The sequence below is a fragment of the Pseudonocardia zijingensis genome, assembly GCF_042657305.1.
GTDB classification, from domain to species: Bacteria; Actinomycetota; Actinomycetes; order Mycobacteriales; family Pseudonocardiaceae; genus Pseudonocardia; species Pseudonocardia zijingensis.
In genome coordinates this window covers 118,366-142,668 of sequence record NZ_JBHSKO010000009.1, presented here as the reverse complement: position 1 = coordinate 142,668, position 24,303 = coordinate 118,366, and the positions used below count along the sequence as shown (strand labels likewise).

The following is a 24,303-nucleotide window of genomic DNA, read 5'->3' as shown; positions in this document are numbered from 1 at the left end:
GGTAGTTAAACCTTTTATTTGCCGAGAGGACGACACCGTGACCAAGCCGTTCGCCTCCTCAGCAGACACCGCCGCCAAGGAGCAGACCCTCGAGGTGCTCGCCGACGGCGTGTACGCCCTCACCGCCGAGGGCGACCCCAACATCGGGGCGATCGAGGGCGAGGACTTCCTCGTCTGCTTCGAGGCCCTCGCCACTCCCGTGGCCGCGCGCAAGTGGCTCGCGCGGTTGCGCGAGCACACCGACAAGCCCGTGCGCTACCTCGTGCTCTCGCACTACCACGCCGTGCGCGTGCTCGGCGCGTCCGCGTTCGACGCCGAGGTCGTGGTGGCCCACGAGATCACCCGCGCGCTCGTGGCCGAACGGGGCAAGGAGGACTGGGAGAGCGAGTTCGCCCGCATGCCCCGCCTCGCCGAGGGCGCCGACTCGGTGCCCGGGCTCACCTGGCCCACACTCACCTTCTCCGACCGGCTCACGATCGACCTCGGCGGCGACCGCGGCGACCTCGTGCTGCAGTACCACGGCCGCGGCCACACCGAGGGCGACATCACCGCGTGGCTGCCCCGCCAGAAGATCCTCTTCGCGGGCGACCTCGTGGAGGCCCAGGCCGCGCTCTACACCGGCGACGCGTTCCACCGCGACTGGGCGGGCGCCACCCTCGACCGCGTCAAGGCGCTCGGCGCCGAGCAGCTCGTGGGCGGGCGCGGCGCGGTGAGCCGCGGCCGGGCCGAGGTCGACGCCGCCGTCGAGCAGACGCGCGGCTTCCTGCAGGTGATGATCCGCGAGGTCAGCGCCGTCCACCGGCGCGGCGGCACCTTGAAGGAAGCCTTCGAGGCCACCCACGCCGCGCTCGTCGACGACTACGGCCACTGGCCGATCTTCGAACACTGCCTGCCCTTCGACGTCTCGCGGCTGTGGGACGAGCTGTCCGGTGTCGAGCGCCCGATCATCTGGACCGCGGAACGCGACCAGGAGGTCTGGGCCCAGCTCCAGTCGTGAACCCGGTTCTCGTCCTCGGCGCCGGGCCGGTGGGCCAGACCACCGCCCTGCTGCTGACCCGCTGGGGAGTGCCCACGGTCGTGCTGGACCGCCGCCCCGCACGCGACGCCGTGGGGTCGAAGGCGATCTGCCAGCAGCGCGACGTCCTCGACGTCTGGGAGGCGGTCGGCGCCGGGCGCCGGATCGCCGACGAGGGCGTCACCTGGACCACCGCGCGCACCTTCCACCGCGACGCGGAGCTGTTCAGCTACACGCTCGCCGACCCCGGCCGCCCGGCGTTCCCGCCGTTCGTGAACATCTCCCAGAGCCGCACGGAGCAGATCCTCGACGAGCGCATCGCGGCCGAGCCGCTGGTCGACCTGCGGTGGGGGCACGACGTCACGGGCGTCGAGCAGGACGACGCGGGTGTCGCCGTGCGCTGCGCCGACGGCACCCTGCTGCGCGGCTCGCACCTCGTGGTGTGCGCGGGGTCGCGGTGCGACGAGCTGCGCAGGATGCTCGGGGTGGAGTTCGGGGGCCACTCCTTCGACGACCGGTTCCTGATCTGCGACATCCGCACCGACCTGCCCGGGTGGGCCACCGAGCGGCGGTTCTACTTCGACCCCGTCTGGAACCCGGGCCGGCAGGTGCTCATCCACCCCTGCCCCGACTCGACCTTCCGCATCGACTGGCAGGTGCCCGCTGGGTACGACCTCGACGCCGAAGCCGCGTCCGGCGCGCTGGACGCCCGCATCCGGGCGATCATCGGCGACCGGGACTACGAGATCGTGTGGAAGTCGGTCTACCGCTTCCACACCCGGCTGGTCGACCGGATGCGCTGCGGGCGCATCCTCATCGCGGGCGACGCCGCGCACCTGGTCTCGCCGTTCGGGGCGCGCGGGCTCAACTCGGGTGTGGCCGACGCGGAGAACGCCGCCTGGAAGATCGCGTACGTCCGGAACGGGTGGGCGCCCGACACCCTGCTGGACACCTACCACGACGAGCGCCACGCCGCGGCGCTGGAGAACGTCGCCGTCACCACGGCGACCATGGACTTCCTGGTGCCGCAGGACGAGCAGGCCGCCGTGTACCGCCGCGACGTCCTGTCCCGCGCCGCCACCGATCCCGCCGCCCGCGCCCTCGTCGACTCCGGGCGCCTGTCCGAGCCGTTCTGGTACGTCGACTCGCCGCTCACCACCCCGAACCCCACGCGGCCGTTCGCCGGCCGTCCCGCCCGGGGGGCCGTGCCGCCTGCCGGCCCGGGCGTGCTCGTCCCCGACGCACCGATCGCCGGCGGCACCCGCTTCCGGGAGATCGCCCGGGACGGGTTCCTGCTGCTCACCGGCTCCCGCGCCGACGCCGAAGCGGCGCGAGAGGCGGCGGCCACCGCGCCCGGCCCGGTACGGGTCGAGGACCTCGACGAGACCGGCCTCACGGGTGTGCTCGGTGCCCGCCCGGACGAGGTCTGGATCATCCGCCCGGACGCCCACGTCGCGGCCGTCCTCGCCACCCCCACGCACCACGAGATCTGCGCGGCACTGGCCCGCGCCACCCGCTCGGGAGGAGCACCACCATGGCCTACTACCGGCGAGTCGGGGACGTCCCGCACAAGCGCCACACCCAGCACCGCACCCCCGACGGGGGCCTCTACTCCGAGGAGCTGATGGGCGAGGAGGGCTTCTCGTCCGACTCCTCGCTGCTCTACCACCAGGAGGTGCCGTCGGCGATCGTCGACGCCTCGCCGTGGGAGCTGCCCGACCAGTCGCTCACCGAGAACCGCCCGCTGCTGCCGCGCCACCTGAAGCTGCACGAGCTCACCGGCGAGGACTGGAAGGCCGCCGACGCCGTCACCGGGCGGCGGCTGGTGCTGGGCAACGCCGACGTGCGGATCTCCTACGTCGCCGCGGGCCAGCCCTCTCCCCTGTACCGCAACGCGCTGGGCGACGAGTGCGTGTACGTGGAGTCCGGCGGGGCGACCGTCGAGACGGTGTTCGGCGTGCTCTCCGCGCGGCAGGGCGACTACGTGCTGCTGCCCCGTTCCACGACCCACCGCTGGATCCCCACCGGCTCCGAGCCGCTGCGGCTCTACGCGATCGAGGCCAACTCGCACATCGCGCCGCCCAAGCGCTACCTGTCCCGCTACGGGCAGCTGCTGGAGCACTCGCCGTACTGCGAGCGCGACCTGCACGGGCCGGGCGGTCCGTTCCTCGTGGAGGGCACCGACGTCGAGGTGCTGGTCAAGCACCGCGGCTCCCGGGGCGTCACGGGCACGCGGTACGTCTACCCGACCCACCCCTTCGACGTGGTGGGCTGGGACGGCTGCCTGTACCCGTACACGTTCAACGTGGAGGACTTCGAGCCGATCACCGGGCGGGTGCACCAGCCACCGCCCGTGCACCAGGTGTTCGAGGGGAACAACTTCGTGATCTGCAACTTCGTGCCGCGCAAGGTGGACTACCACCCGCTCGCGGTGCCGGTGCCCTACTACCACTCCAACGTCGATTCCGACGAGGTCATGTTCTACTGCGGCGGCGACTACGAGGCCCGCAAGGGCTCGGGCATCGGGCAGGGCTCGATCAGCCTGCACCCGGGCGGGCACAGCCACGGGCCGCAGCCGGGCGCGGTGGAGCGGGCGCTGGGTGCGGAGTTCTTCGACGAGCTGGCGGTCATGGTCGACACGTTCAAGCCCCTCGAGCTGGGCGAGGGCGGCCTCGCCGCGGAGGACCCCGCCTACGCGTGGAGCTGGTCGGGGCGGGGGCCGGGCCGGTGACCGGGTTCGGGCTGGACAACCTGCCCTACGGCGTGTTCTCCCCCGCGGGCGGCGCCCCGCGGGTGGGGGTGCGCCTGGGCGACGAGGTCGTGGACCTGGCCGCGCTGCTCGACGACGAGGTGTTCGCCGCTGCATCGCTCAACGCGTTCATGGCGCAGGGCCGCGAGCGCTGGACGCGGGTGCGGGAGCGGATCACGGACCTCCTCGCGGACGGCGCGCCGGAGGGCACCGCGCACCCGCTCGGCGAGGTGCGCCTGCACCTGCCGTTCGAGGTGGCCGACTACGTGGACTTCTACGCCTCGGAGCACCACGCGTCGAACCTGGGGCGCCTGTTCCGCCCGGACGCCGAGCCGCTGATGCCCAACTGGAAGCACCTGCCGGTCGGCTACCACGGCCGCGCCGGCACGGTGGTGGTCTCCGGCACGGACGTCGTGCGGCCCTGCGGTCAGCGCAAGGCCCCCGACGAGGCCGCGCCGACGTACGGGCCGAGCAGGCGGCTGGACATCGAGGCCGAACTCGGATTCGTCGTGGGCACCGGGTCGCAGCTCGGCGGCCGCATCGGGGTGGACGAGTTCGCCGACCACGTCTTCGGGGCCGTGCTGGTGAACGACTGGTCCGCCCGCGACATCCAGGCGTGGGAGTACGTGCCGCTGGGCCCGCACCTGGGCAAGAGCTTCGCCACGTCGATCTCCCCGTGGGTGGTGCCGCTCGCCGCGCTGGAGGCCGCGCGGGTGCCGCTGCCCGGCCAGGACCCCGAGCCGCTGCCCTACCTGCGCGGGGCCCAGGACTGGGGGCTCGACGTCGAGCTCGTCGTCGAGTGGAACGGCGAAGAGGTCTCCCGCCCGCCCTACCGGGACATGTACTGGTCCCCGGCGCAGATGCTCGCCCACATGACCGTGAACGGCGCCTCGGCGCGCACCGGTGACCTGTTCGCCTCCGGCACGATCTCCGGCACCGACCGCCGCCGGCAGGGCGGGGCCTTCATCGAGCTGACGTGGGGCGGGCGCGAGCCGCTCACCGTGAAGGGCGAGCAGCGCACGTTCCTCGAGGACGGCGACGAGGTCACGATCACCGCCACGGGCCCCGGCCCGGGCGGTGGCCGGATCGGGTTCGGCGAGGTGACGGGCACGATCCGCCCGGCGACCCCCTGAGCCCCGACGTACGAGCGGCACCCTCGTCCGATAGAGCGGTACGGGGGGTCCGTTCGTACAGCGGTCAGGCGCAGAGGCGGGCATCCAGTCGATCGTCACCGGGAACAGGCACCCCGCGCGGTGATGAGCGCGTCGGCGACGCCGGGGCGCTCGAGCAGGTCGAGGACAAGGGTGGGCTCCCGCCGCAGAGCCGCCACCTGGTCGGCCCGCCCGCCGGTCAGAACCAGCAGGTCCTGATCGGTCAGGTGCTCGGCATAGCGGCTGCCGACAGACTCTCGCCCGTCCATACATCCACTTTTCGCGGGAAACCGGCGACTTCACAGTGGCTCGACTTCACAGTGGCTCGACTCCACAGTGGATCGCGCCCGTTCACCGGGACAGGAGCTCGCCCACCGCCTCGTCGATGAACGCGATGTCGACCGGGTTCGCCCCACCGCCCGCGAAGTGCCCCCACACGCCGGGGATCACCCGCAGCTCCGCGTTCTTCATGTGCGAGACCGCCCACCGCTCGTCCTCTGGCGGGAAGTAGAGGTCCTTCTCGGCGGGCATGACGATCGCCCGTGCCCGGACCGACGCCAGCGCCTCCTCCGTGGACGAGAACCCGGGGGTGGCTCCCACGTCGCCGGTCCACCAGGTGTCGAGCATCGTGAGCAGGTTGTTCGGGTCCCGGTCGTCGAGGAAGAAGCCCTCCCAGAACCCGACCGCGAAGTCCTCGAGGGAGGTGTGGCCGAGCTCGCGCCACACCTCGTTCCAGTAGAACGCCTGGGAGAAACCCCAGCCCGCGTAGATCCGCGCGAACGCGCGCAGGCCGCGCACCGGGAGGGCGTCGGGCTCGTACCACCCCTCGGCGAAGGCGGCGTCGGCGCGCAGGGCGTAGCGCAGCGAGTCGAGGAACACCTGGTTGTGCGGGGCGGTGCGGGGGGACCCGCAGAACGGCAGGATCCGCTCCACCATCTCCGGGTGGCTCACCGCCCACTGGTAGGTCTGCCCCGCACCCATGGACCAGCCGAGCACGAGCGCGATCTTCTCGATCCCGAAGACCTCGGTGACGAGCCGGTACTGCGACTCGACGTTGTCGCGCACCGCGATCGCCGGGAACCGCGCCCGGTCCCACGGCGGCGGCGTGTTCGACGGCGACGACGACAGGCCGTTGCCCAGCATGTTCGGGACGATGATGAACCAGCGGTCCGGGTTCAGCGCCTTGTCGGGCCCGATGAGCCACTCGTTGTCCCAGTGCCGGCCCGAGTACCAGGTCGGGTAGACGATCGCGTTGTCCTTCGCCGCGTTCAGCGTGCCGTAGGTCTGGTAGGCGATCCTGGCGGGCCGCAGGGTGGCGCCGCAGGCGAGCGTGAAGTCCGGGATCTCGTGGACGTCGTAGGGCGCGTCGCGTCCGGTCATGGCGAACCTCCTCGGTGAGGGCGTCCCCACCGTGCTCCCGGCGCCGCGCCCCGCACAAGGGCGAGTGCCCCGGTGCGGGAACCCGCTGCTCAGTAGTGGATCACGCCGCGCGCCCCGCCGCCCACGGCGACGGCGTCGCCGGTGATCGCCACGCTGCGGGGGGAGGCGAGGAACGCCACCACGTCGGCTACCTCGGCCGCGGTGACCATGCGCCCGATGCTGGTGCCCGCGGCGAACCGGGCGGCGGCCTCCTCCGTGATGACGCGCTCGGTGCGCGTGGGCCCCGGGTGCACCACCGTGACGTTGACGCCGGAGGGGCCGAGCTCGTCGGCGAGGTTCTTGGTCATCGCGGCCACCGCGACGTTGCGCACGGAGCCCACCAGCGACCCGCTGCTGCGCGCGTTGAGCCCGCTGACGTTGACGATGCGGCCCCAGCCCTGCGCCACCATGTGCGGTGCCACCGCGCGGGCGCAGCGCAGGTAGCCGAGCACCTTCGTCTCGACCTCGTCGCGCAGCGCGTCGTCGGTGAGCTCCGGCAGCGGGGGCACGGCGCCGCCCGCGGGTCGCGCGGCGGCGTTCACGAGGACGTCCACGCCGCCGAAGGCCTGGACGACCGCCGCGACAGCCCCGCGCACGGCGTCGTCGTCGCGGGTGTCGGCCGGCCGGGCGAGCACCCGGGTGCCGTGCCTGCCGATGTGGGCGGCGGCGTGGTCGAGCGCGTCGGGGTCGCGGGCGAGCAGCGCGACGTCGGCGCCCTCCGCGGCGAGCCGGTCGGCGACCGCGAGCCCGATCCCCCGGCTGCCGCCGGTGACGATCGCCCGCTTCCCGTTCAGTTCGAGATCCACTCGCTCACGCTACGTCGGGGCACCTGCTGCGAGGATGTCGGACGTGGCACAACCGACGACCCGGACCGGTCGGACCGCGAGCGGGTCGCTCCTGCTCGCCCTCGCCGTGGTCGTCGTGGCGTGCAACCTCCGCCCGGCGATCACGAGCGTCGGGCCGGTGCTGGACCAGACGCGGACCGCGTACGCGGCATCGGCCGGATGGGTCGGGCTGCTCACCACCGTGCCGGTGCTCTGCCTCGCCGCGGCGGGTGCCCTCGCGCCCCGCCTGGCGCGTCGCGTCGGGCTGCGCGGGGCGATCGCGGTCGCGCTCGTTGCCGTGACGGCCGGGCTGGTGGTGCGGGTGCTCGGCGGCCCGGCCCTGATGATCGCCGCCACCGTGATCGCGACGAGCGGGGTCGCGATCGCGGGGGTGCTCGTCCCGGTGGTGGTGCGGGCCGGCTTCCCCGCCCGGATCGGCCTCGTCACCGGCCTCTACACGGCAGCGCTGCAGGCCGGGGCCACGCTCGGATTCGCCCTCACCCCGCTGCTGGCCACCGGCCTCGGTGGCTGGCGCCCGGCCCTCGCGAGCTGGGCGACGCTCGGCGCCCTCGCACTCGCCGGCTGGGCCGCGTGGGGCCGCCCCGCGGCGGCGTCGGCACGAGCGGCCGTGCCGGGGAGCGCCGAGCCGGAGAGCAGGCCCTCCCTGCTCCGGTCGCCGCTCGCGTGGACCGTCACCGCGTTCTTCGGGCTGCAGGCCTTCGTGGCGTTCGCCGTGATGAACTGGCTCCCGCTCGCCCTCATGGACCGCGGGGTCGAGCGCACCGAGGCCGGGCTCCTGCTCGGGATCCTCTCGATCGTCGCCCTGCCGGTCAGCCTGCTCGTGCCCCCGCTGGCGGGCCGGGCGCGCGGGCAGGGCGGGTGGATCCTCGCGCTGAGCGCGTGCGGGGCCGCGGGGCTGCTCGGGTTCCTGCTGGTGCCCACCACGGGGCCGTGGCAGGCGCTGCCCTGGGTGCTGCTGCTCGGGCTCGGGATGAGCGTGTTCTCCCTCGCCCTCACCGTGATCGCGCTGCGGGCGCCGTCGGCCGCGCGCACCGCCGACCTCTCCGGGATGGCGCAGGGCATCGGCTACGTGATCGCGGGCACCGGCCCGTTCGTCGTCGGCCTGCTGCACGAGAGCACCGGCGGCTGGACGGCGCCGTTCGCCGTGCTGCTCGCGGTGGTGGTGGCCCAGGCCGTCACCGGGGCGCTCGCCGGCCGGCCACGCACCCTCTGACGTACTGGTCTTCGCCGCCGCGGTCTGGTACGAAATGCCCATGGTCGACGGCTCCCTCCTCGTGCGCCGTCGGCACGTGGACCACTGCCTGGTCTGCACCAGCGCGTGTCGCCTCCCGCGCTGACTTCTCCCTTTCCCGCAAGTCCCCCGCGTGCGCACCACTGGGTCGCGTACGCGCTCGAACCGGAGGAACGCATGACCACGACCGGTGCCCCCGTCGACAACGGTGTGAACGTCGAAGCCCTGCTCGGGGTGCGCAACGCGCTGCCCGACACCCCGGAGATCGCCGAGTTCCAATGGCGCACCACGGTCTCCTGGGTCAACGGCACCCACAGCCGCTCCACGGTGGAGACCTTCCACGGGTTCAGCGACGAGCAGCGCCACAAGACCGTCTTCACCTACGACGCCGACCACCCGCTCGCGTTCGCGGCCGAGGACAACGGCGCCACCCCGGTCGAGTACGTGCTGGTGGCGCTGGGCAGCTGCCTCACCGCGGGCATCGCCTCCGTGGCCCAGCAGCGGCAGATCCAGCTGCGGTCGGTGAACGCCACCATCGAGGCCGACATGGACGTGCACGGGATCCTCGGCGCCGACCCGGAGGTCCGCAACGGCTTCGGCGGGGTGAAGGTGCACTACGACATCGACGCCGACGCCTCCGCCGACGACATCAAGGCGCTCGTGGCGCAGTCGCAGAAGCGCTCCGCGGTCTACGACATCCTCACCAACCCCACGAACGTCACCGTGTCCGTGTCGGACTCGACGGCGGGCTGATCCGCGGATGCAGAGGACGACCACGGTCGTCGTCGGGGCGGGCCACAGCGGCCTGGCCATGAGCCGCCGCCTCACCGAGCGGGCGATCGACCACGTCGTGCTCGAGCGCGGTGAGGTGGCGCACTCGTGGCGCACCCAGCGTTGGGACTCGCTGCGGCTGCTCACCCCGAACTGGATGACCCGCCTGCCCGGGTACGGCTACCGCGGCGACGACCCCGACGGCTACCTCGCCGGGCCCGAGGTCGTGGACCTCATCGCGACCTATGCGAAAGAGGTGGCCGCACCGGTCCGCACAGGCACCACGGTCACGGCGGTGCGCCCGGACCCCGACGGCGGGTTCACGGTCGACACCGACCAGGGGCCGTGGCAGGCGCGCACCGTGGTGCTGGCCTCCGGTGCCCTCACCGCCGCGTCCGTGCCCGCGGTGGCGGACGGGATGCCGGAGGGGATCACCCAGGTCGCGCTGGACGCCTACCGCAACCCCGACCAGCTGCCCGAGGGCGGCGTGCTCGTGGTCGGCGCGGCGGCCAGCGGGATCCAGATCGCCGACGAGGTGCACCGGTCCGGCCGGCCGGTCACCCTGTCGGTCGGTGAGCACGTGCGGGCGCCGCGCACCTACCGCGGCCGCGACATCCTCGCCTGGATGGACGATACCGGCCTCCTCGACGAGCGCTACGACGAGCAACCGGACCTGCTGCGCGCCCGTACTCTCCCGTCGATGCAGCTCGTCGGGTCGCCGGAGCGGGCCACCCTCGACCTCAACGCCCTCACCGAACGGGGAGTGCGGCTCGTGGGCAGGCTGGCCGGGGTCCGGGACGGCGTGGCGCAGTTCTCCGGGTCCCTGCCGAACGTGTGTGCGCTGGCGGACCTGAAGCTCGGCCGATTGCTGGACGGCATCGACAGCTGGGCGGGCGGCGAGGGCGAGCGGTTCGCGCCCACCCGCGTGCCCGACCCGCCGCCGCTCACCCTCGACCTGGGCCGCGGTGAGATCCGCTCCGTCGTCTGGGCCACCGGGTTGCGGCCCGAGCTGTCCTGGCTCGACGTCCCGGTCCTCGACCGCAAGGGCCGGGTGCGCCACGACGGCGGCGTCACCCCGTGGCCGGGTCTGTACGTGCTGGGCTGGCCGTTCCTGCGGCGCCGCAAGTCGACGTTCATCGACGGGGCGGGCGCCGACGCCCGGGACCTCGCCGACCACCTGGTGGGGCACCTGGCCGGCGCGTAGCGCCGGGGGCGTCGGCGTCGAGTGCTTCTCGCATGAGCGCATCGATCCTCCCGCCCGAGGACCAGCACCTGACCACCGGCTGGGAGCCCGACGTGCCGGCCGAGGACACCCTGGTCCGGCAGGCCGTGCTCGTGCACGCGTCCTGGTCGACCACCGTCGCGACGGCCGCGGGCCGGCCCGCCCGCAGCGGACCGCGGTGGGCCGCCGGCTGGATCGGCGACCGCGGGGCGCTGACCAACCCGGTCCTGCTCCTGCAGCCGCTGACCGCACCCGACGAGGTGCTGGCCGAGGTCGGCACCCTGTTCCCGCCGCACGTGCCCTACCTGCTGGTGAGCGCGTGGCCCACCCCGGACCTGCGCCCGTTCGGGCTCGGCCTGGTCGGGCACCCGCCGCTGATGGCGCGGTTCCCCGCGCGCGGGCCGGCCGCACCGACACCGCCGGGTGTCGAGGTGCGCGAGGTGCACGACGCCGGCGAGCTCGCGGTGGCCGAGCGGGTGCTCGTCGAGGGCTACCCGCTGCCCGGCCTCGATCCGTTGACGCCCGGCGACCTGCTCCACCCGTCCCTCCTGCAGCCCGCCACCCGCGTGTGGCTCGCCCGGGTGGACGGCGAGCCCGCCGCGGTGGCGGCGGCGCACCAGCACGCCGGCGTGACGATCGTCGAGTACGTCGCCACCCTGCCCGTGGCACGCGGGCGCGGCGCTGGGGCCGCCGTGGCCTCGGCGGCCACGCTCGCCGACCCGGCGGTGCCCGCCGTGCTCATCGCGAGCGACGACGGCCGGCCCGTCTACGAGCGGCTGGGGTACGTCGCGATCGAGCGGTGGACGGTCTGGCTGCGGCCGGAGCAGCAGGGCTGAGCTACGACGCGCGTGCGGGCCGCAGGGCGAGCAGGCCGGCGGCGCCCAGGAGCCCGCAGGCGGCCGAGATCGCCATCACCGGGGTGTAGCTCCCGGCGGCGGTGCGCACCCACGCCGCGGCGAGCGGCGCGAGCGCCTTCGTCACGGTGAGGACCGCGGCCATGAGCCCCGCGAGGGTGGCGAAGCCGGCCACGCCGTACCGGTCCGCGAGCAGCGCGGGGCGGGCGATGGTGCTGACACCGAAACCGAGCCCGACCACCAGCACGCACGCGATCGCCGCCCCCAGCCCGTGCCCGACCACCGGCAGGAGCGCCAGCCCGGCCGCCTGGAGCACGAACACGACGGCCACCACGGCGATGCCGTACCGGCGGGCGGCCACCGCCGTCACGACCCGCCCGGTGACCGACATGACGCCGAGCAGGCCCGCCACGTTCGCGGCGACGGTCGGGGCGTGCCCGAGCTCGCGCAGGTACGCGACCAGGTGCACGCCGATCACGAAGATGCCGATCCCCTGCGCGACGAAGATCGCGTTGAGCAGCCAGTACCCCGGGTCGCGCACGGCGCTCGCGGTGTTCTGCCGGGCCTCGCGGCGCTGCGGTACGAGATCGCGGGGCCTGCGGACCAGCAGGTGCAGCGGGACGGTGAGCCCGCCGTAGACCACCGCGAGCACGACGAGCGCCTGCCGCCAGCCGTAGGCCTCCACGAGCACGGCCGTGAGCGGCATGAAGATCGTCGAGGCGAAGCCGCCGACGATCGTGATCGCCAGCATCGCCGTGCCGCGCCGGGCGTCGTGGAACCAGGTGACCACCACGGCGAACGCCGCCTCGTACAGCACGCCCGCCGACGCGACGCCGAGCCCGAACGACACCGCGTACAGCGCGGCCACGCTGGTGACCTGCGACCATCCGAACAGCATCAGCGTGGCGAGCACGGAGCAGCCGACCATGAGCGCGCGCCCGCCCCACCGGTCGAGCCAGCGCCCGGCGGGCACCGCGGCGACCGCGGCTGCCAGCAGCGACACGGTCTGGGCGCCGGTCACGACCGTGCGGTCGGCGCCCAGCGACTCCTGCATCGGCACCAGCAGCACCGCGAACGCGTACGTCAGCACCCCGTAGCCGGCCGTCGCGGTGACCGCGAGTGCGGCGACCATCCACCATCGGTAGGGCCGCATGCCGATCACCGTACGGGCCGGGCGGGGCGCGGGCGTCACGGTTTCCGGCCGCCTCCTATACCGCCTCCGCCGCGCGCCCGGAGTGGCGAGGCAACGGCGGCAGGCCCAGGTTGTCGCGCAGGGTGGCGCCCGCCGGGTCCGGGTAGTCGGCGCGCAACGAGCCGCGCTCCTGCAGCAGCGGCACGACCTCGTCCACGAACTCGTCGAGCCCCCACGGCACGAGGTGCGAGCCGATGATCAGCCCGTCCGACCCGTCGTTCTGCACGAAGTCATCGATCTGCTGCGCCACCTGCGCGGGCGTGCCGACGAACGGGCCCCGCTCGAACTGGTCGATCACGAGCTCGCGCAGGCTGAGCTTCTTCGCCTCGGCGATCTCGCGCCAGCGCGCCACCGTCTCGAAGCGGTCCTGGTGGACGAAGGCGCGGCCCTGGATGATCGGCGGCGCTTCCGGGTCCGGGTCGACGTCGGGCAGCGGGCCGTCGGGGTCGTAGCCGGACAGGTCGCGGTTCCAGACCTGCTCGAGGAGGATCTGCGCGGTCTGGCCGGTGATCTGCTCGCGCCGCAGCACCTCGTAGCGCTCCCGCGCCTCGGCCTCGGTGTCGCCGAGCACGAAGCTCGCCGACGGGAGGATTTTCAGGTCCTCGGGATTGCGCCCGAAGCGCGCCGCCCGCGCCTTCACGTCGCGGTAGAACTCCGCGGCCTCCGGGAGCTTCCCGTACGGGGAGAAGATCGCGTCCGAGTGGCGGGCCGCGAAGTCGCGCCCCTGCGGGGAGACACCCGCCTGCAGGATCACCGGGCGGCCCTGCGGGCTGCGGGGCACGGTGAACCGGCCGTGGACGTCGAACTGCGTGCCGCTGATCGCGAAGGCGCCCGCGTCGGGGCGCCCGAGGAACCGGCCGCTCCCGGGGTCGGCCACCAGGTCCTCGTCGTCCCACGAGTCCCACAGCGTGCGCAGCGCCTCGATCATCTCGGCGGCGCGCTCGTAGCGCTGGGAGCGGTCGAGGAACCCGCCGCGGCGGAAGTTCTGCCCCGTGAACGCGTCGAACGAGGTGACGACGTTCCAGGCCGTGCGCCCGCCCGAGAGGTGGTCGAGAGTGGCGAACTGCCGGGCCAGCTCGTAGGGCTCGTTGAACGTCGCGTTGATCGTACCGGCCAGGCCGAGGTGCGTGGTGACGGCCGCGAGCGACGCGAGCACCGGCAGCGTGTCCGGCCGGCCGATGATGTCCTGGTCGAACACCTTCCCCGCCCGCTCGCGCAGGGCGAGACCCTCCGCGAGGAAGAAGAAGTCGAACTTGCCGCGCTCGGCCGTGCGGGCGGTGTGCTCGAACGTGGAGAAGTCGATCTGGCTCCCCGCGTCGGGGTGCCACCAGGCGGTGTGGTGGTTCACGCCGCCCAGGTAGGCGCCGAGGATGATCTGCTTGCGGGCGCTCATGTCAGCGGACCTCCGCGTAGCGGTTGGGGACGGTGGTCGGCAGGCCCAGCAGCCCGCGCAGGGAGGAGTCCTCCGGGTACGCGGCGCGGTGCAGCCCGCGCCGTTGCAGCTCGGGCACGAGGTCGGTGACGATCCGGTCGAGGTCGTCGGGCAGCGCGGCGGGCCGCAGCCGCACCCCGCGGTAACCGAGCGCGTGCCACGAGGCGATGAGGTCGGCGAGCTCGGCGGCCGACCCGCCGAACACCGTGGTGTCGGACGTGTACGGCTCGCCCGCCACGTCGTCGAGGCGGCGCAACCGGTCCGCGCCGCTCTCCCCCGGCCCGTCCAGCGCCACGACGACGTCGCCGTAGACGTGCAGCGGCTCTTCCGTGCGGTCCACGGCGGCCACGGCCGCAGCCACGTCGCCGAGCACCGCCTCGGCGCCCCGGGCCGGGGTCGGCGTGACGAACACGAGGTCGGCGGAGCGGGCCGCCAGCTCGTAGGGCACGCGGCGGTGCGCGAGCACGGCCACCACCGGCTGGCCCTGCGGCGGGCGGGGCGTGATGGAGGGCCCGCGCACGGAGAAGAACCGGCCCTCGAAGTCGATGCGGTGCACCTTCGACCGGTCGATGAACCGGCGGGTGGCCACGTCGCGGATCTCGGCGTCGTCCTCCCACGAGTCCCAGAGCCTGCGCACGACCTCCACCACGTCGGCCGCCTCGTCGAACAGGTCGGCCAGCTCGGCGGGCAGCTCATCCGTGCCGAGCCGGGCGGCGTCCCACCCGGGGACCGAGCGCCGGCCGAAGTGCGCCGCCTCGGCCGGCTGCGCCGACACCCGCACCTGCCAGCCGGCCCGCCCGCGCGAGTTGTGGTCGAGGGTGGCGAGGGCCTTCGAGACGTGGAACGGCTCCGTGTGGGTGGTCGTCACCGTGGGCACGAGCCCGATCCGGCTGGTCAGCGGCGCCAGGAACGACGCCACCAGCAGCGCGTCGAGCCGGCCGCGCACCTGGTCCACCCGCTCGTCGGGCACCCCGCGCGTGCCGGTCTGGAGGGCGAGCGTGTCGTCGATCGTCACGAGGTCGAGCAGGCCGCGCTCCGCGGTGCGCACCAGGTCGGTCCAGTACCGCGGGGAGAACAGCTCGCGCGGGCGCGCCGCGGGCTCCCGCCACGCGGCCGGGTGCCACCCGGCGCCGTCGAGCGCGACCGCGAGATGAATGTGTTCGGGCATATCCGCCTCCCGGGATGGGATCGGGCCGGAAAATGTCTGGTCAATTCCGACGGCACGAACGACACCGTGCGCTGCGCACTCGCATCAGATCGAGAAAACGGCGCGCCACCAACGGCGTTCCCACCATGGGAACGACGCTAAGGGCGGCCGGGCGGGGCGACAAGAGCGCATGATCCGCGTCACCGGAGTTGCTCCGAGGGGTGTGCGCCGCATAGCGTGCCGCCGTGGCGCACACGGACCGCGGAACGGGCGAGGCCCTCGCCGCGCGGCTGTGGCTCGACCTCGGATACGGGGTGAGCGCCGCCTGTCGCGGGTAACGGCCCAGTCCCTCCCCCGACAAGGAACTCCTCGTGCAGACCACCACCCGGGTGGCCGCCGCCCCCGTCGCGCTCCGCGGCGTCGGCCGGGCCTTCGGCGACCACCCCGTCCTCGACGGCATCGACCTCGACGTCGCCGCCGGTGAGGTCGTCGCGCTGCTCGGGGCGTCCGGCTGCGGGAAGTCCACACTGCTGCGGCTCGTCGCCGGCCTCGACCGCCCGACCTCGGGCGAGGTGCTGATCGACGGTGCGCGGGTCGACGGGATCGACCCGCGCGCGGCCGTCGTCTTCCAGGAGCCGCGCCTGCTGCCGTGGCGCACGCTCGCCGAGAACGTGGCGTTCGGCCTCCCGGACGGCGGCTCGCGCGGTGAGCGCCGCGCCGAGGTCGAGAGCGCGCTCGAGCTCGTCGGGCTCGCCGCCTTCACCGGGTACCGGCCGCGCGCGGTCAGCGGCGGGATGGCCCAGCGCACCGCACTCGCGCGGGCGCTCGTGCGCAGGCCCGGCGTGCTGCTGCTCGACGAGCCGTTCGCCGCGCTGGACGCGCTCACCCGCCTGCGCATGCAGGACCTCGTCGACGACCTGCAGCGCGCCGCGGGCGCCACCGTCCTGCTGGTCACCCACGACGTCGACGAGGCGCTGCAGCTCGCCGACCGCGTGGTCGTGCTCGCGCCGCCGCACCCGGGAGCGGCCGCCGGGACCGCCTACGCGCTCGACGTGCCCGGCGACCGCCCCCGCGACCGGGCCGACCCCGTGCTCGCGGCGCTGCGCGTCGAGCTGCTCGACCGGCTCGGCGTCCCCCGCCACCACCCCCAGTCCTGAACTCGCACCCCTGACCTCCGGAGAACACGATGCGCCGCCCGCTCCTCCTCCTCGCCGCCCTGGGCACGTCACTGGGCCTGCTCACCGCGTGCGTCTCCGGCGAGAGCACCGACGGCTCGGTCGGCGAGCAGCCCGAGACCGGCGTCCAGGTGCGCCTGGACTACGCGTACTACAACCCCGAGAGCCTCGTGATCAAGGAGCAGGGCTGGCTGGAGCAGGAGTTCGGCCCCGGCTCGGTCGAGTGGGTGCTCTCGCAGGGCAGCAACAAGGCCAACGAGAACCTGCGGGCCGACGCGATCGACATCGGCTCCACCGCGGGCACGCCCGCCCTGCTGGCCAGGGCGAACGGCTCTCCGATCCGCTCGATCGACGTCTACAGCCGTCCGGAGTGGTCGGCGATCGTCGTCCCGCGCGACTCCACGATCACCGACCCGAGCGGGCTGCGCGGGCAGAAGATCGCGGCCACCCAGGGCACCGACCCGTACTTCTTCCTCATGCAGACCCTCGCCCAGGCCGGCCTGTCCGCGTCCGACGTGGAGATCGTCAACCTGCAGCACTCCGACGGCAAGCTCGCCCTGGAGCGCGGTGACGTCGCCGCGTGGGCCGGTCTCGACCCGTTCATGGCGCAGACCGAGCTGGAGGCGGGCTCGCGGCTGATCTACCGCAACCTCGACTTCAACTCCTACGGCCTGCTCAACGCGAACGAGGACTTCCTGGAGGAGAAGCCGGAGGTGGCGCAGGCCGTCGTGAACGCATATGAACGCGCCCGCGCCTGGATCCAGGAGAACCCCGACGCCGCGGTGCAGACCCTCGCCACGGCGGCGAGCATCAAGCCCGAGATCGCGCGCCAGCAGCTCCTGACCCGCACCCAGCTCGACATCGACCCGGCGCCCGGCGAGCCGCAGCGCACCGTGCTGGCCCGGCTGCTGCCGCTGCTCGTCTCCGAAGGGCTCGTGCGCTCGGAGCAGGAGGCGCAGACCGCGCTCGACACCCTCTTCGAGCCGAAGTTCGCCGCGGCGGCGACGGGCGGACCGGCCGGGTCGTGACGCTCACCGATCGCCCAGCGGCACCGCCGCGCCAACCGGCGGTCCGCGCGCGCCGGGCCCGCGGTCTCGCGGGCACCGTGCTGCTCGGCCTCGTCGTCCCGGTGCTGTTCCTGCTCGGCTGGCAGCTCCTGGCGACGTCCGGCGAGTTCTCGCCGTCGCAGCTGCCCACCCCCGGCGCCGTGGTCGCCGCGCTCGGGGAACTGATCGGCCGCGGCGAGCTGTGGCTGCACATCGCGATCAGCACCCAGCGCGTGCTGCTCGGCTTCGCGTTCGGGGCCGTCGCCGGGCTCGTGCTCGGCGGCCTGGTCGGCCTCTCCCGGCGCGCGCGCACCCTGCTGGCCCCGTCGATCCAGGCGCTGCGGGCGGTGCCGTCGCTGGCATGGGTGCCGCTGCTGCTGCTCTGGTTGGGGATCGGCGAGACCCCGAAGATCACGCTCGTCGCGATCGGTGCGTTCTTCCCCGTCTACACCACGGTGTCGGCCGCGCTCGCCCACGTCGACCGCCACCTCGTCGAGGTCGGCCACGCCTACGGGCGCACCGGGGTGCGCCTGTTCCTGCAGATCCAGCTGCCCGCGATCGCCCCGGGCGCGCTGGCGGGCCTGCGGCTCGGGCTCGCGCAGGGCTGGCTGTTCCTCGTGGCCGCCGAGCTGATCGCCTCCTCGATCGGGCTCGGCTTCCTGCTGATCGACAGCCAGAACACCGGCCGCACCGACATCCTGCTGCTCGCGATCGTGCTGCTCGCACTGATCGGCAAGGCCACCGACGGCCTCCTCGGGGTGGCCGAACGCCGGCTGCTGCGCCGCTGGACATGATTCCATTTCTTTCCCCGAATTGTTCGGTCATTCGACGCGAGAACCAGCGTACTTGACAAGCGGGATGAGTCTCGACATATCGTTGCGCATGCGCTGTTGTTGATCCTGCGCAATTCCCGTTCACCCTGCCGCGGTCGCGGCCGTTCACCCATGCCTTTTCTCGGAGGATCCGATGAGTGCACCGGCACTCGACGTCCGGCTGGTCGCCTACACCGACCCGCTCGTCCTGCCGCTGCTCGCCGAACTCGACCGCGAGTACTCCACCCGCTACGGCCACACGCTGGGCGACCTGGCGCAGGAGATGCGCCGCGGCGTGCAGGAGTTCGGCCCGCCCGACGGCGGCCTGCTGCTCCTGCTCTCCGACGGGGAGCCGGTGGCGGGCGGCGCCTTCCGCCGCTACGACGCGCGCACGGCCGAGCTGAAGCGGATCTGGACGCACTCGGCGCACCGGCGCCGCGGCCTGGCCCGCCGCGTGCTGGCCGAGCTCGAGCGGGAGATCGCCGAGCGGGGGTACCGGCGGATCTACCTCACCACCGGCCCGCGCCAGCCCGAGGCGAAGGGCCTCTACCTGGCCGCCGGCTACACCCCGCTCTACGACACCGGCCTCCCGCCCGAGCGGATCGGCCCGCACCCGTTCGAGAAGGAGATCGCGCCGTGACGCTCTCGAGGGACGTCGCGCCCGCTCCCGTTGCGGCCGACCCCGGCCACGGCTTCACCGTCGTGCCCGCCCGGCACCCGTGGCGGTGGGTGGCGACGGCGGTGGTGGCGGTGCTGGTCGCGATGGCGATCAACGCGCTGGTGACCAACCCGGCGTGGGACTGGCCCACGGTCGGGCAGTTCCTGTTCGCCCCGTCGATCCTGCGGTCGGTCGCCCTCACGCTGCAGCTCACCGTGCTCGGGATCGTCGTCGGGTTCGCCCTCGGCACCGTGCTCGCGGTGATGCGGATGTCGGCCAACCCGCTGCTGAGGGCGGTGAGCTGGACCTACACCTGGATCTTCCGCTCGGTGCCGCTGATCCTGCAGCTGCTGTTCTGGTACAACCTCGCGCTGCTGTACCGGACGATCGGGTTCGGCATCCCGTTCGGGCCGACGTTCGTCGAGTTCGGCACGATGGACCTGGTCAGCCCCGTCACGGCGGCGGTGCTCGGGCTCGCGCTGCACCAGGCCGCCTACGCCGCGGAGGTGGTGCGCGCCGGCTTCCTCGCGGTGGACCCGGGCCAGCTCGAGGCCGCCGCCGCGCTGGGCATCCCGAGGCTGCGCCAGTTCCTCCGGATCCAGTTGCCGCAGGCCATGCGCACGATCGTGCCGACGGCGGGCAACGAGCTGATCGGCCTGGTCAAGGGCACGTCGGTGGTCTACATCATGGCGCTGTCCGAGCTCTTCTACCAGGTGCAGGTGATCTACACGCGCAACGGGCGCGTGATCCCGCTGCTGCTGGTGGCGGCCATCTGGTACCTCGCGCTCACCACGGTCATGTCGATCGCGCAGTTCTACGTCGAGCGCCACTACGCCCGCGGCACGCAGCGGACGCTGCCGCCCACCCCGCTGCAGCGGCTGCGGGCCGGCCTGCGCAGGGGGGCGGAATGAGCACGCCGATGGTGGAGCTGCGCGGCGTCCACAAGAGCTTCGGGGCCCTGGACGTGCTGCGCGGTGTCGACCTCACCGTGCGGCCCGGCGAGGTCACCGTGCTGCTCGGGCCGTCGGGCTCGGGCAAGTCGACCCTGCTGCGGGCGATCAACCACCTGGAGAAGGTCGACAAGGGCTTCGTGCTCGTCGACGGCGAGCTCATGGGCTACCGCCGCTCCGGCACCCGCCTGCACGAGCTCCCGGAACGCCACGTCCTGCGCCGGCGCACCCACATCGGGTTCGTCTTCCAGAGCTTCAACCTGTTCGGCCACCTCACCGTGCTGGAGAACGTGGTGGAGGCACCGGTGTCGGCGCAGCGCCGCGACCGCGCCGAGGCCACCGCGCACGCGCGCGAGCTCCTCGACCGCGTCGGGCTCTCCGACAAGGCCGACGAGTACCCGCGGCGGCTGTCGGGCGGCCAGCAGCAGCGCGTCGCGATCGCGCGGGCGCTCGCGCTGCGCCCGAAGCTCGTGCTGTTCGACGAGCCGACCTCCGCGCTCGACCCCGAGCTCGTCGGCGAGGTGCTCGACGTGATGCGCGACCTCGCGCGCACCGGCACCACCATGGTCGTCGTCACCCACGAGATCGGCTTCGCCCGGGAGGCCGCCGACACGGTGGTGTTCCTCGACGCGGGCCGCATCGTCGAGCAGGGCCCGCCCGCGCAGGTACTCGACTCCCCCCGCGAGGAGCGCACCCGCGCGTTCCTCGGGGCCGTTCGCCACTGACACCCCGCCCGTCACCGATACCGGAGGAACCCGTGTCGAGGCTTTCAAGATCGATCGTCGCCGCAGCGCTGCTCGCGCTCGCGTCCGTCGCGTGCGCCGGGCCCGACCCCGACCAGACCGGGGCGCCATCGGCCCCCGCGGGCGCCGCCGTGAACACGAGCCCGGAGCAGAACCGCGTGCGCGCCGAGAAGGTGGACGCGATCGCCGCGCTGGTGCCGCAGCCGATCCGGGAGCGCGGAGAGCTGGTCGTCGGAACCACCGGCGCGGGCAACCCGCCGCTGTCGTTCCGCGCCGACGACGACACCACCGTGATCGGCGCCGAGCCGGACATCGCGCAGCTGGTGGCCGACGTCCTCGGCCTCGAACTGCGCCTGGAGCCGACGTCGTGGGAGAACCTGTTCCTCGCGATCGAATCGGGCCAGTACGACGCGGGCTTCTCGAACATCACGGTGACCGAGGAGCGCAAGGACAAGTACGACTTCGCGACCTACCGCGTTGACACCGTGTCGTTCGAGGTGCGCACCGACTCGGGGATCGAGCGGATCGCGGAGCCGAAGGACGTCGCCGGCCTCACGATCTCGGTGAGCTCGGGCACCAACCAGGAGGAGATCCTGCTGCGCTGGGACGAGCAGAACCGCGCCGCCGGGCTCGCGCCCGTGGAGTTCCAGTACTACCAGAACGTGGGCGACTACTACCTGGCGCTCGACTCGGGCCGCATCGACGCCTACTTCGGGCCGAACCCGTCGCTCGCCTACCACGCCGCCGTCAGCGGCACCACCAAGATCGTCGGGTCGGTGTCGGGCGGCGGCGACGTCGAGGCCGACATCGCCGCCATGACCCGCAAGGACAACGGCCTCGTCGCCCCGCTCGAGCAGGCACTCGACACGGTGATCGCGGACGGCCGTTACGCCGAGGTGCTGGAGCGCTGGAAGCTCACGAGCGAGGCCGTGGCCGACTCCGAGGTGAACCCGCCCGGCCTGCCGCGCAAGGCCGCCTCCTGACCCGACAGCCCGGCGTCAGCGGCGCACCACCGTGTGCTTGAACTCGTTGAGCTCGGGCCAGCCGGTGAGCAGGTCGACCACCCGCTCGACGGCCCGGATCGACGGTGCCGGGTCGCTGCCCACCGGCGCGCGGTCCATCAGCCGCACGAACACGGCCTCGTCGCCCGCGATGAAGGTGGGCACGCCCCACACGGTGTGCGAGGCGACGTGGCCCTCGTGCTCGTCGCGCACGGCGGCGAGCGCGGCGCCCGAGTCGACCCGCTCGAACACGGCGGCCGCCGGGGCACCCTGGTCGGTGAGCACCTTCTCGACCACGGCCCGCTCCTCCAGGTGCAGGCCCTCGTCGTGCCGCGCGGCGAACAGGGCGCGGTGGACGCCGGGGAACAGATCGGGGTACTCGTCGCGCACCACGACCCCGACCTGCAGGGCGAGGATCCCGGAGTCCGAACCGGGGTCGTCCCAGACGCTCACCCCGCCCTCCTCGACGTGGGCCTGGCCGAGGGAGAACGGGAGGAAACGCACGTCCCAGTCGGCGCCCGCGGCGAGGCCGGTGAGGAGGTGCTCGTGGGCGTTGCGGGCGAACGGGCAGCGGTAGTCCCAGGTCACGGAGAAGGTGGTCGCCATGAGTGGATCAGCGCCCGTGAGCCCCGCCACTATTCCGCCACGCGATGAGGATCGGTGGCCGAGCCAATCAGACACCTATACTCGCAGGGACCCTGCCCGTGGAAGGTATCGATCCCTGTGCCGAAGACCCGCCGACGCGGCAACGACGCGTTGCGCCCCTTCGTCCGTCCCCGGCTCTACGAACAGCTCGTGGAGCGGCTCCTCGACCACATCCAGGTGGAGGGCCTGCAGGTCGGCGACCGGCTGCCCCCCGAACGCGACCTCGCCGCCCAGCTGGCCGTCAGCCGGGCGTCGGTGAGCCAGGCCCTCGTGGCCCTCGAGGTCCAGGGCGTGATCGACGTCCGCCACGGCGACGGCGCCGTCATCCTCGACATCCCGCCAGAGCGGCAGGTGCTCGCTGCGATCGGCGCACGCCGCAACCGGCTGCGCGAGGTGATCGAGGCGAGGGAGGCCCTCGAGGTCAAGCTCGCGGCGCTCGCCGCCGAGCGGCGCACCGACGCCGACCTCGACGCCATCGACCACTCCCTGGACGCCATGGCCGAGGACGTGGCCGGCGGCGGGCGCGGCGTCGCAGGCGACGAGCTCTTCCACGCCGCCGTCACGGCCGCGGCCCACTCCGGGCTCCTCGGGCGCATGATGGCGGAGATCTCGGAGCTGATCCGGGAGACGCGGATCGAGTCGCTCGCGCAACCGGGCCGGCCGAGCGAGTCGCTCGAGGCCCACCGCAAGGTGGCCGACGCGATCCGCCGGGGCGACGCCGCCGCGGCCGGGGCGGCGATGGCCGCGCACATCGCGGCGGTCTCCGACGTCGGACTGCTCCGCCAGGACTGAACCGGCGGTCACGCCGTCGCGAGGATCCGCGCGGTCACGCGGGCGCCGAACCGCAGCGCCGACAGCGGCACCCGCTCGTCCACCGCGTGGAAGCGGCCGAACACGTCGAAGCCGTCGGGCACACGCAACGGTGTGAAGCCGTACCCGGCGATGCCGAGCCGCGCCAGGTGCTTGTTGTCGGTGGACGCCGGCAGCAGGTAGGGCAGCACGACCCCGGCCGGGTCGTCGGCGGCCACCGCCGCCCGCAGCACGTCCACGAGCGGGCCGTCCACGGGCGCGGCGGTCGGCGGCATCGACTTCCACTCGACCGCCACTCCCTCCCCCGCCAGCCGCACGACCTCGCGTTCGACCTCGTCCTCGCCGCCCGGCAGGATCCGCGCGTCGACCTCGGCCACCGCCTCGCCCGGGATCACGTTCGCCTTCTCCCCCGCCGCGAGGACGGTCGGCGTGACCGTGTGGCGCAGCCCCGCCCCGACGATGTCCCCGACGAACCCGAGCCGGTCCAGCTCGCGCCGCAGGCCGGGACCGTCCCCGCTGAGGTCGCGGCCGGTGAGCTCACCGAACGCGGCGAGGAACGCAGCCGTCGCCTCGGTGCGCCGCACCGGGAACTCGTGGTCGTGCAGGGCCGTCACGGCACGCGCGATCCGCGCCACCGGGTTGTCGCGCGTCGGCCGGGAGGCGTGCCCGGCGGCGCCGCGGGCCCGCAGGATCCCCCACCCGACACCCTTCTCGGCGGTCGCCAGCAGGTACGCCCGGCGCACCCGGCCACCTCCCGGCACGGGCACCGAGAAGCCGCCGACCTCCCCGATCGCCTCCGTGGCACCCGCGAACCAGGCGGCCCGGTTCTCCACCAGCCACTGCGCGCCCCACCGCCCGCCCGCCTCCTCGTCGGCGACGAACGCGAGCACGAGGTCGCGCCGCGGCACCACCCCGGCCCGCCGCAGCGCCCGCACCGCGGCCACCACCGTGCCCGCGAACCCCTTCATGTCCACGGCGCCGCGCCCGTACAGGACCTCACCGTGCTCGGGGTCGTCGCAGACCTCGGCGGCGAACGGCGGCACCGACCAGTCGGGCGCCACCGCAGGCACCACGTCCAGGTGGGCGTGCACCACCAGCGCGCCCGCCGCCGGGTCCCGGCCCGGGAACCGCGCCACCAGGTTGCCGCGCCCCGGCGCCGGCTCGACGTACTCGCCCACGACCCCGACCTCCGCCAGGCGCTCGCCGACCAGCCGCGCGGCCGGCGCCTCACCGCCCCCGACCGTCTCGATCCGGATCAGCTCCCGCACCAGGTCGACGGCCTCCTCCTCGAGGAGGGCGTGGTCGAGCTCGGGGAACGGTTGGACGGACACGACGGCGGCTCCTCGCAGGTGGACGCGCTACGAGCATGTCGCCGACCGTGATCACTGTCACGGCCGGGTCGGCGACGCCGGCGGTAGCGTCGGCGACGTGCCCG

24 protein-coding genes are annotated in these 24,303 nt (G+C 73.7%); 16 read left to right on the top strand and 8 right to left on the bottom strand.

Annotation, left to right across the window (positions count from 1 at the left end; all coding sequences use genetic code 11):
- Positions 1 to 37 precede the first annotated feature (37 nt).
- Genes ACFPL3_RS19690 through fahA form a run of 4 tightly spaced genes read left to right on the top strand, consistent with a single transcriptional unit; the run spans position 38 to position 4,897 of the window.
- Positions 38 to 997, top strand: a complete 960-nt coding sequence (locus ACFPL3_RS19690) for an MBL fold metallo-hydrolase (RefSeq protein WP_343945408.1) — start codon at positions 38 to 40, stop codon at positions 995 to 997.
- Positions 994 to 2,640, top strand: coding sequence for an FAD-dependent monooxygenase (locus tag ACFPL3_RS19685; protein ID WP_343945409.1), 1,647 nt, complete (start codon positions 994 to 996; stop codon positions 2,638 to 2,640). The genes ACFPL3_RS19690 and ACFPL3_RS19685 overlap by 4 nt, the downstream gene beginning before the upstream one ends.
- A complete protein-coding gene (locus ACFPL3_RS19680) occupies positions 2,550 to 3,746 on the top strand; it encodes a homogentisate 1,2-dioxygenase (protein ID WP_343945410.1) in 1,197 nt (398 codons plus the stop codon). The genes ACFPL3_RS19685 and ACFPL3_RS19680 overlap by 91 nt, the downstream gene beginning before the upstream one ends.
- On the top strand, positions 3,719 to 4,897 hold the full coding sequence (gene fahA, locus ACFPL3_RS19675) for a fumarylacetoacetase (RefSeq protein WP_343945437.1): 1,179 nt from the start codon (positions 3,719 to 3,721) through the stop codon (positions 4,895 to 4,897). Before ACFPL3_RS19680 ends, fahA begins: the two co-directional genes overlap by 28 nt.
- Positions 4,898 to 4,992: 95 nt before the next feature.
- Here fahA and ACFPL3_RS19670 read toward each other — a convergent pair whose 3' ends face one another.
- The 3 genes from ACFPL3_RS19670 to ACFPL3_RS19660 all read right to left on the bottom strand — a co-directional run bounded on the left by ACFPL3_RS19670 (position 4,993) and on the right by ACFPL3_RS19660 (position 7,140).
- Positions 4,993 to 5,184 (bottom strand): hypothetical protein, encoded by a 192-nt coding sequence (locus tag ACFPL3_RS19670; protein WP_343945411.1) that lies wholly within the window; start codon positions 5,182 to 5,184, stop codon positions 4,993 to 4,995.
- A gap of 82 nt (positions 5,185 to 5,266) precedes the next feature.
- Positions 5,267 to 6,295, bottom strand: coding sequence for an alpha/beta fold hydrolase (locus ACFPL3_RS19665; protein ID WP_343945412.1), 1,029 nt, complete (start codon positions 6,293 to 6,295; stop codon positions 5,267 to 5,269).
- An 89-nt stretch (positions 6,296 to 6,384) separates the two neighbouring features.
- Positions 6,385 to 7,140 carry an SDR family NAD(P)-dependent oxidoreductase gene (locus tag ACFPL3_RS19660; RefSeq protein WP_343945413.1) on the bottom strand — a complete coding sequence of 252 codons (756 nt, stop codon included), beginning with the start codon at positions 7,138 to 7,140 and terminating at the stop codon, positions 6,385 to 6,387.
- 43 nt (positions 7,141 to 7,183) lie between these two features.
- Between ACFPL3_RS19660 and ACFPL3_RS19655 the strand changes: the two genes are divergently transcribed.
- The 4 genes from ACFPL3_RS19655 to ACFPL3_RS19640 all read left to right on the top strand — a co-directional run bounded on the left by ACFPL3_RS19655 (position 7,184) and on the right by ACFPL3_RS19640 (position 11,239).
- Positions 7,184 to 8,392, top strand: a complete 1,209-nt coding sequence (locus ACFPL3_RS19655) for an MFS transporter (protein ID WP_343945414.1) — start codon at positions 7,184 to 7,186, stop codon at positions 8,390 to 8,392.
- A 195-nt stretch (positions 8,393 to 8,587) separates the two neighbouring features.
- Positions 8,588 to 9,163 carry an OsmC family protein gene (locus tag ACFPL3_RS19650; RefSeq protein WP_343945415.1) on the top strand — a complete coding sequence of 192 codons (576 nt, stop codon included), beginning with the start codon at positions 8,588 to 8,590 and terminating at the stop codon, positions 9,161 to 9,163.
- A 7-nt stretch (positions 9,164 to 9,170) separates the two neighbouring features.
- Positions 9,171 to 10,385, top strand: coding sequence for an NAD(P)-binding domain-containing protein (locus tag ACFPL3_RS19645; RefSeq protein ID WP_343945416.1), 1,215 nt, complete (start codon positions 9,171 to 9,173; stop codon positions 10,383 to 10,385).
- Positions 10,386 to 10,417: 32 nt separating this feature from the next.
- Positions 10,418 to 11,239 carry a GNAT family N-acetyltransferase gene (locus ACFPL3_RS19640; protein ID WP_343945417.1) on the top strand — a complete coding sequence of 274 codons (822 nt, stop codon included), beginning with the start codon at positions 10,418 to 10,420 and terminating at the stop codon, positions 11,237 to 11,239.
- Between the two features lies 1 nt (position 11,240).
- Here ACFPL3_RS19640 and ACFPL3_RS19635 read toward each other — a convergent pair whose 3' ends face one another.
- From ACFPL3_RS19635 to ACFPL3_RS19625, 3 genes are read right to left on the bottom strand one after another with little or no spacing between them, the layout of a single operon-like run.
- Positions 11,241 to 12,410, bottom strand: a complete 1,170-nt coding sequence (locus tag ACFPL3_RS19635) for an MFS transporter (RefSeq protein WP_343945418.1) — start codon at positions 12,408 to 12,410, stop codon at positions 11,241 to 11,243.
- 55 nt (positions 12,411 to 12,465) lie between these two features.
- A complete protein-coding gene (locus ACFPL3_RS19630) occupies positions 12,466 to 13,842 on the bottom strand; it encodes an NtaA/DmoA family FMN-dependent monooxygenase (RefSeq protein WP_343945419.1) in 1,377 nt (458 codons plus the stop codon).
- Between the two features lies 1 nt (position 13,843).
- Positions 13,844 to 15,049, bottom strand: a complete 1,206-nt coding sequence (locus ACFPL3_RS19625) for an LLM class flavin-dependent oxidoreductase (RefSeq protein ID WP_343945420.1) — start codon at positions 15,047 to 15,049, stop codon at positions 13,844 to 13,846.
- Between the two features lie 350 nt (positions 15,050 to 15,399).
- On the opposite strand from ACFPL3_RS19625, the gene ACFPL3_RS19620 reads away from it, so the two are divergent.
- From ACFPL3_RS19620 to ACFPL3_RS19590, 7 genes are all read left to right on the top strand, one after another.
- Positions 15,400 to 16,185, top strand: a complete 786-nt coding sequence (locus ACFPL3_RS19620; protein ID WP_343945421.1) for an ABC transporter ATP-binding protein — start codon at positions 15,400 to 15,402, stop codon at positions 16,183 to 16,185.
- A gap of 29 nt (positions 16,186 to 16,214) precedes the next feature.
- Positions 16,215 to 17,231 carry an aliphatic sulfonate ABC transporter substrate-binding protein gene (locus ACFPL3_RS19615; protein ID WP_343945422.1) on the top strand — a complete coding sequence of 339 codons (1,017 nt, stop codon included), beginning with the start codon at positions 16,215 to 16,217 and terminating at the stop codon, positions 17,229 to 17,231.
- Entirely contained in the window at positions 17,228 to 18,043 is an 816-nt protein-coding gene (locus ACFPL3_RS19610; protein ID WP_343945423.1) for an ABC transporter permease, read from the top strand. Before ACFPL3_RS19615 ends, ACFPL3_RS19610 begins: the two co-directional genes overlap by 4 nt.
- Positions 18,044 to 18,215: 172 nt before the next feature.
- Positions 18,216 to 18,701, top strand: a complete 486-nt coding sequence (locus ACFPL3_RS19605) for a GNAT family N-acetyltransferase (protein WP_343945424.1) — start codon at positions 18,216 to 18,218, stop codon at positions 18,699 to 18,701.
- The gene (locus tag ACFPL3_RS19600; RefSeq protein ID WP_343945425.1) at positions 18,698 to 19,630 is read left to right on the top strand and encodes an amino acid ABC transporter permease; all 933 of its coding nucleotides are present in this window, start codon (positions 18,698 to 18,700) and stop codon (positions 19,628 to 19,630) included. Before ACFPL3_RS19605 ends, ACFPL3_RS19600 begins: the two co-directional genes overlap by 4 nt.
- The gene (locus ACFPL3_RS19595; RefSeq protein ID WP_343945426.1) at positions 19,627 to 20,394 is read left to right on the top strand and encodes an amino acid ABC transporter ATP-binding protein; all 768 of its coding nucleotides are present in this window, start codon (positions 19,627 to 19,629) and stop codon (positions 20,392 to 20,394) included. The genes ACFPL3_RS19600 and ACFPL3_RS19595 overlap by 4 nt, the downstream gene beginning before the upstream one ends.
- A gap of 32 nt (positions 20,395 to 20,426) precedes the next feature.
- Positions 20,427 to 21,395: an ABC transporter substrate-binding protein gene (locus tag ACFPL3_RS19590; protein WP_343945427.1), complete on the top strand. Its 969-nt coding sequence runs from the start codon at positions 20,427 to 20,429 to the stop codon at positions 21,393 to 21,395.
- Positions 21,396 to 21,410: 15 nt separating this feature from the next.
- On the opposite strand, the gene ACFPL3_RS19585 is transcribed toward ACFPL3_RS19590, so the two are convergent.
- The gene (locus tag ACFPL3_RS19585; protein ID WP_343945428.1) at positions 21,411 to 22,019 is read right to left on the bottom strand and encodes a DsbA family protein; all 609 of its coding nucleotides are present in this window, start codon (positions 22,017 to 22,019) and stop codon (positions 21,411 to 21,413) included.
- Between the two features lie 117 nt (positions 22,020 to 22,136).
- Here ACFPL3_RS19585 and ACFPL3_RS19580 point away from each other — a divergent pair, with 117 nt between their 5' ends.
- Positions 22,137 to 22,850, top strand: coding sequence for a FadR/GntR family transcriptional regulator (locus ACFPL3_RS19580; protein ID WP_343945429.1), 714 nt, complete (start codon positions 22,137 to 22,139; stop codon positions 22,848 to 22,850).
- An 8-nt stretch (positions 22,851 to 22,858) separates the two neighbouring features.
- Here the strand turns inward: ACFPL3_RS19580 and ACFPL3_RS19575 are convergent, their stop codons facing one another.
- A complete protein-coding gene (locus ACFPL3_RS19575) occupies positions 22,859 to 24,199 on the bottom strand; it encodes a M20/M25/M40 family metallo-hydrolase (protein ID WP_379589474.1) in 1,341 nt (446 codons plus the stop codon).
- Positions 24,200 to 24,303: the final 104 nt, after the last annotated feature.

Coding starts and splice junctions, on each gene's coding strand:
- ACFPL3_RS19665 (WP_343945412.1), bottom strand. CDS start 6,295: ATGACCGGACGCGACGCGCCCTACGACGTCCACGAGATCCCGGACTTC.
- ACFPL3_RS19605 (WP_343945424.1), top strand. CDS start 18,216: ATGAGTGCACCGGCACTCGACGTCCGGCTGGTCGCCTACACCGACCCG.
- ACFPL3_RS19630 (WP_343945419.1), bottom strand. CDS start 13,842: ATGAGCGCCCGCAAGCAGATCATCCTCGGCGCCTACCTGGGCGGCGTG.
- ACFPL3_RS19640 (WP_343945417.1), top strand. CDS start 10,418: ATGAGCGCATCGATCCTCCCGCCCGAGGACCAGCACCTGACCACCGGC.
- ACFPL3_RS19595 (WP_343945426.1), top strand. CDS start 19,627: ATGAGCACGCCGATGGTGGAGCTGCGCGGCGTCCACAAGAGCTTCGGG.
- ACFPL3_RS19670 (WP_343945411.1), bottom strand. CDS start 5,184: ATGGACGGGCGAGAGTCTGTCGGCAGCCGCTATGCCGAGCACCTGACC.
- ACFPL3_RS19615 (WP_343945422.1), top strand. CDS start 16,215: ATGCGCCGCCCGCTCCTCCTCCTCGCCGCCCTGGGCACGTCACTGGGC.
- ACFPL3_RS19635 (WP_343945418.1), bottom strand. CDS start 12,410: ATGCGGCCCTACCGATGGTGGATGGTCGCCGCACTCGCGGTCACCGCG.
- ACFPL3_RS19650 (WP_343945415.1), top strand. CDS start 8,588: ATGACCACGACCGGTGCCCCCGTCGACAACGGTGTGAACGTCGAAGCC.
- ACFPL3_RS19585 (WP_343945428.1), bottom strand. CDS start 22,019: ATGGCGACCACCTTCTCCGTGACCTGGGACTACCGCTGCCCGTTCGCC.
- ACFPL3_RS19625 (WP_343945420.1), bottom strand. CDS start 15,049: ATGCCCGAACACATTCATCTCGCGGTCGCGCTCGACGGCGCCGGGTGG.
- ACFPL3_RS19680 (WP_343945410.1), top strand. CDS start 2,550: ATGGCCTACTACCGGCGAGTCGGGGACGTCCCGCACAAGCGCCACACC.
- ACFPL3_RS19645 (WP_343945416.1), top strand. CDS start 9,171: ATGCAGAGGACGACCACGGTCGTCGTCGGGGCGGGCCACAGCGGCCTG.